The organism is uncultured Faecalibacterium sp. (assembly GCF_900066275.1).
Lineage (GTDB): Bacteria > Bacillota > Clostridia > Oscillospirales > Ruminococcaceae > Faecalibacterium > Faecalibacterium taiwanense.
Map to the genome: position 1 here is coordinate 22439 of NZ_FMFG01000032.1, position 5434 is coordinate 27872.

The 5434-nt window shown below is 59.8% G+C and carries 6 protein-coding genes; 3 read left to right on the forward strand and 3 right to left on the reverse strand.

Annotated features, from left to right (window positions below; all coding sequences use genetic code 11):
- Positions 1–35: 35 nt before the first annotated feature.
- The 3 genes from QZL71_RS10165 to QZL71_RS10175 all read left to right on the forward strand — a co-directional run bounded on the left by QZL71_RS10165 (position 36) and on the right by QZL71_RS10175 (position 3078).
- Positions 36–704, forward strand: coding sequence for a lytic transglycosylase domain-containing protein (locus tag QZL71_RS10165; protein ID WP_294648636.1), 669 nt, complete (start codon positions 36–38; stop codon positions 702–704).
- Positions 705–719: 15 nt separating this feature from the next.
- Positions 720–2123, forward strand: a complete 1404-nt coding sequence (locus tag QZL71_RS10170; protein ID WP_294648637.1) for an aminopeptidase — start codon at positions 720–722, stop codon at positions 2121–2123.
- A 109-nt stretch (positions 2124–2232) separates the two neighbouring features.
- Positions 2233–3078, forward strand: a complete 846-nt coding sequence (locus QZL71_RS10175; RefSeq protein ID WP_294648638.1) for a MerR family transcriptional regulator — start codon at positions 2233–2235, stop codon at positions 3076–3078.
- 14 nt (positions 3079–3092) lie between these two features.
- On the opposite strand, the gene QZL71_RS10180 is transcribed toward QZL71_RS10175, so the two are convergent.
- From QZL71_RS10180 to QZL71_RS10190, 3 genes are all read right to left on the reverse strand, one after another.
- Positions 3093–3932, reverse strand: a complete 840-nt coding sequence (locus tag QZL71_RS10180; RefSeq protein WP_294648639.1) for a polysaccharide deacetylase family protein — start codon at positions 3930–3932, stop codon at positions 3093–3095.
- A 72-nt stretch (positions 3933–4004) separates the two neighbouring features.
- On the reverse strand, positions 4005–4763 hold the full coding sequence (gene spo0A, locus QZL71_RS10185) for a sporulation transcription factor Spo0A (protein WP_179860463.1): 759 nt from the start codon (positions 4761–4763) through the stop codon (positions 4005–4007).
- Positions 4764–4897: 134 nt separating this feature from the next.
- The coding region (locus QZL71_RS10190) for a SpoIVB peptidase S55 domain-containing protein (protein WP_294648640.1) at positions 4898–5434 on the reverse strand (537 nt) is incomplete at its 5' end.

Consider the following 5434-nt stretch of genomic DNA (forward strand, 5'->3'; position numbering starts at 1 on the left):
AAGCTTCTGGCAGAAGGAGGTGCGGGAAAAGAATTTTGAACAAACGATATAACGAACAAGATCCTGCACTGCAGTACGACCCGGAGACGGCCCGCATCCGCCGCGCTCTCCGCGCCCAGAAGGCACGCCGCCGCAAAAAAATGCGCAGCCGCAGGCTGTTCCTGCTGGGCATGGCGCTGATCCTGCTGTTTGTGCTGGTGCCCAACTTGTGGGACAGGGCAGAACGGCTTTTATACCCCCGCAAGTACGAAGCGCTGGTGGACCAGTGGGCGGAGACTTACGGCCTTGACCCGCTTCTGGTGGATGCCTTCATCCGCACCGAAAGCGGCTTTGACCCGCAGGCCACCTCCACTGTGGATGCCCGGGGCCTGATGCAGATGACCGAAGAGACCTTTATCTGGCTGCGCAGCAAGATCGCACCGGACGAAGGACTGCTCTTTGCAAATCTCTACGACCCGGAGACCAGCATCCGGTTCGGATGCTATTACCTGCACCTGTGCATGGAGCGCTACAACGGCGATGTTGCCACTGCCGCTGCTGCTTATCACAGCGGGTGGGGCACGGTAGATGCTCTTTTACAGATGGAAGAGCACTCCGCAGACGGCGAGACCCTGCAGGGCTTCCCTTACAGCCAGATGAACCACTACGTAAAAAAGATTACTTCCTGCTATGCGCGGTATCAGCGTATCTATGCAGAAAGCTGAGAGGAGATAAGGAACATGAGCGAGAAACTTACCGCAAAGCAGGCTGCCGAACAGCTGCTTTACAAGCCGGAGTACGCCGCCGACAAGAGCGCCGACGTGAAGGAGAAGGCTGCAGCCTTTGCCGAAGGCTACAAAGCCTTCCTGAACGCTGCCAAGACCGAGCGCGAAGCTGCCGCCGCCAGCGAAAAGCTGCTGCTGGAGGCCGGTTACGAAAAGTTTGAGCCGAAAAAGACCTATGCCCCCGGCCAGAAGATCTACTTTGTGCAGGAGCACAAGGCGGTGGTGGCCGCTACCATCGGCCGGAAATCTTTTGAGGAGGGCTTCCGTCTGGTGATCGCCCACATCGACAGCCCCCGTCTGGACCTGCGCCCGAACCCGCTGTACGAAGCAAACCACCTCAGCTACTTCAAGACCCACTATTACGGCGGCATCCGCAAGTACCAGTGGGGCACCATGCCGCTGGCCATCCACGGCGTGTTCACCCGTGCCGATGGCTCCAGCGTGTCCTTTGCAGTGGGTGAGGACGAGAACGACCCCGTGTTCTGCATCACCGACCTGCTGCCCCATCTGGGTGCCGAGCAGAACGACCGCAAGCTCAGCGAGGGCATCAAGGCCGAGGAGCTGAACGTGCTCATCGGCTCCGACGCTGTGGAGGATGCCGACATCAAGGAGGCCGTCAAGCTGAACACCCTGATGCTGCTGCACGAAAAGTACGGCATCACCGAGCGGGACTTCACCCGCGCTGAGATCGAGGTGGTGCCCGCCCATAAGGCCCGGGACGTGGGCTTTGACCGCTCCATGGTGGGCGGCTACGGTCACGATGACCGTGTGGACGCATACCCCGCCCTTATGGCCGAGATCGAGACGAAAGATCCTGTGCACACCACCGTCTGCGTGCTGACCGATAAGGAAGAGATCGGCTCCGACGGTGTGACCGGCATGCAGAGCATGTATGTATTCCACTTTATGCAGCTGCTGTGCCGCGCCGCCGGTCAGGACGACATCCTTGCCTTCCAGAACAGCGTGTGTCTCTCCGCCGATGTGACCGCCGCCTACGACCCCTCCTGGGCAAATGCCTTCGAGCCGCAGAACGGTACTTACGCAGGCCGCGGCGTGGCCTTCTTCAAGTACACCGGCAGCCGCGGCAAGAGCTCTGCCAGCGATGCTTCCGCTGAGCTGGTAGGGGACATCACCTGCCTGCTGGATGCCAACGGCGTGGCATGGCAGATCGGTGAGCTGGGCCGTCTGGATCTGGGCGGCGGCGGCACCATTGCCAAGTACGTGGCCAACCGGGGCATCCCGGTGCTGGACATCGGCGTGCCGGTGCTGTCCATGCACTCGCCCTTCGAGGTTATCCATAAGACCGACCTGTACATGGCTTACCGCACCTTCTCGCTGTTCTGCCAGAACGCGGAATAAAGATTTAGCCCCGGATCGCCCGCAGCCGCGCGCATTCCGGGGCTTTTTTCAAAAAATGCTTGACCTTCAAGTGTCTTTAAGGTGTAATGTGAGTGCGGAGGTGAAGCAAATGAACATCAAACAGGCTTCGAAACAAAGCGGGGTGTCCGCCCCCAATATCCGCTTCTATGAAAAAGAAGGACTTCTGAATCCCGCCCGGCTGCCTGGCAACGACTACCGTGATTACACGGAACAGGACATCCGCACTCTCCGGTTCATCCGGATGCTGCGGATGCTGGATGTGCCGCTTCCGGTCATCCGATCCGTGCTTGCAGGCGATGCATCGCTGGGGAGTGTCCTGCGGGAGCAAAAGACCGCACTGGAACAGCGCGCAAAGCAGCTGGAAGGGGCGGCGCGTTTTTGTGCAGAACTGGCCCGGCAGGACCCGTCTGTGGCATCACTGGATGTGGATGCCTGCCTGACCCGGATGGAAAAGCCTGCCGTACAGGGTGCGTTCTGTTCTGGCTGGCTGCAGGATTACCGCACGCTGGCACAGGTGCAGCACCAGAGGCATTTTTCCTTTATTCCGGAGGGCAGCATCAACACCCCGCAGGAGTTCACAGCGGCCCTGCAGACCTACGCAAAGGCCAACGGGATGCAGCTCAGCCTGACAAAAGAAGGAATGTACCCGGAGTTTTCGTTGGACGGGATCTCGTACAAAGCCTACCGCAACCCGGGCAAGTACCGCGATGAGATCTGCTGCGACGCCGTCCATCCGGAACAGCTGAACACCGGGCTGCCGTCCCGGCGGGAGCGACAGCTGCAGGTCCTGCTCATCCTTCTGCCCGCGGCATGCACCTTTGCCGCCATTCTGGCGGCAGGCTGGGTGGCGACCGGCGGAGCGGACTGGCTCTGGCTGGCGGCACTGGCAGCAGCGGGGGTCCTGCTGGGCCGCGGCTTTGAACACCGGCTGTAACTGGGCCAGTCTGCTCAGCTTAGCGGCAGAGCCTCGGCAACGGTCAAAAAGGTATAGCCGCTGTCTGCGTACCACCGGATGATGTCGGGCAGAGCCTCGGCGGTGGTGTGTGTGGAGGAAGAATCGTGCATCAATACGATGCAGTTCGTCTGCTGCCCGGTCTCGTGCACCACATTGCGGTAGATGGTGCCCGCGCTTGGGTGCCCGCCCACGGCATCCTCGGCGCACACGTTCCAGTCCACCCAATGCCAGCCTTTCTGCTCTACTTCGGCTTTCAGCTGCTTCATCAGGCCTTTGCCGCCGTAGCGCCGACTGACGGTGTTGGTGCTGCCGCCCGGAAACCGTAGATACCGGATGCTCTCGGCATCCACATAGGGCGCAATGCGCTCCTTTAAAAGGGCAATGTCCTCCCAATAAGCGTCGCTGCTGCGGTAGATATCGCTGTACTCGTGGGAAGCAGAGTGCAGCGCGATCTGGTGCCCGGCGCTGACCGCTTCGGCGAGCAGGGGCAGATACTTCTCGTTGTAACCGGTAGCCACCACAAAAAATGTGGCGTGCACTCCGGCCGCGTTCAGCGCGCTGAGCACATCCGGTGTGGTCTTGCTGGGGCCGTCGTCAAAGGTCAGGCAGACCCACTTTTCCGGCAGCGGCTGGGCAGCAGGCTGCTGCTCCTGTGCCAGAGCCGAAACGGCGGGGGAGAGCATCGAAGTGTCCGGTGCCGGGGTAAGATCCTGCGCCTGACATCCGGTGACGACCGGCGGCGCAGCAGATACAAACCCCATAATGAGGGCGAACAGCATCACGGCCGCAACTCTGGCCCGCCTGCGCCGTGCGAGATATTCTGCAAGCTTCAAGAGCAAAACCTCCTTTGTCTGTTTGGTTTGCTCTTATCAGAATATGAACGACGGCGGATTCTATGAAAAAAATCAGCCCACCCTCTGCCGTTTATCCAGCCGCATCTTGTCAGCTATCATCGCGATGAACTCCGAGTTCGTTGGTTTTCCCCGCAGGTTATGGATGGTATAACCGAAGTAGCTGTTGAGGGTGTCCACATCGCCCCGGTCCCATGCCACCTCGATGGCGTGGCGGATGGCACGCTCCACCCGGCTGGCGGTGGTGCCGTTTTTCTTGGCGATTTCCGGGTACAGGCGCTTGGTCACGGCGTTGATGTACTCCGGCTCGTTCATGGTGAGCAGGATGGCATCCCGCAGGAACTGGTAGCCCTTGATATGGGCGGGGACACCGATCTGATGCAGGATCTCGGTAACGGTCAGCTCATCGCTGTCCACGCTGGTGTGCAGGATGTGCTTTTCCGGGCCAAGTGCCGCCTTGAGCACCCGTGCGGCAAGCACGGTCTCATCAAAGGGTTTTACAAAGTAGTAGGCAAAGCCTTCGTCCAGCAGCTCCTGTACCATCTCTTCGCTCTGGAAGGCACCGGTCACGAAGAAGGAGGTGTGCCGCTCACCGGCGGCATTGTAGCGCTGCTTGACTGCAAGGGCATCCAGACCGGGCATAAAAGCATCCAGCAGGACCACCTGCGGGCGCACGGTGAGCATTTTCTGCAGGACCTTGTTGCCGTCCTTTTCCACAACGGTCACGTCCACGCCCTTCTGCTCCAGCGCTTCGCGGCAGGCGGCAGTGAACGGGGCACCAGTATCCGACATCAAAAATCTAATTTTGTCCATGGTTGTTTCCTCCAATGTGTGCAGTTCCCTTAACACCATGGATTTTACCATAATTTTCCAGAACTTTCAACGGTTTATATTGGTAAATTTTGGCAAAGAAAATCGAAATGCGCAAATTTTTTTGCAGATCAGCTTTATGGCTGCGCAGCATCGTCTGTTTTTTCAACAGCGCGGGCCTGCTTGAGCATGGTCTGAGCAAAAATGCCGTAGCCCCGCGTGGGGTCGTTTACCAGCACATGGGTCACTGCACCCACCAGTCTGCCGTTCTGCAGGATGGGACTGCCGCTCATGCCCTGCACGATGCCGCCGGTTTTGGCAAGCAGCTGCCGGTCGGTCACGCGCAGGATCATGTTGCGGTGGGGGTCTGCGTCGTTTACCTTTTCAATGCGGATGCGGTATGCCTTGGGCACCTCGCCGTCCACGGTCGTCCAGATCTCGGCATCGCCCGGCACCACCTCCTGCGCAAAAGCCATCTCCAGCTCCGGGCCGGAAAATGCAGCCCGTGTTCTGCCATAGACCCCGGTCTTGCTGTTGATGCAGATGCTGCCAAGCGCATGGGTGCTCAGAAAGCGGCCCTTCAGCTCACCGGGGCTGCCCACGGTGCCGCTGGTACACCCCACGATCTGGCAGGGGACGATCTCGCCGCTGCGCAGGGCCACGCTCTCACCGGT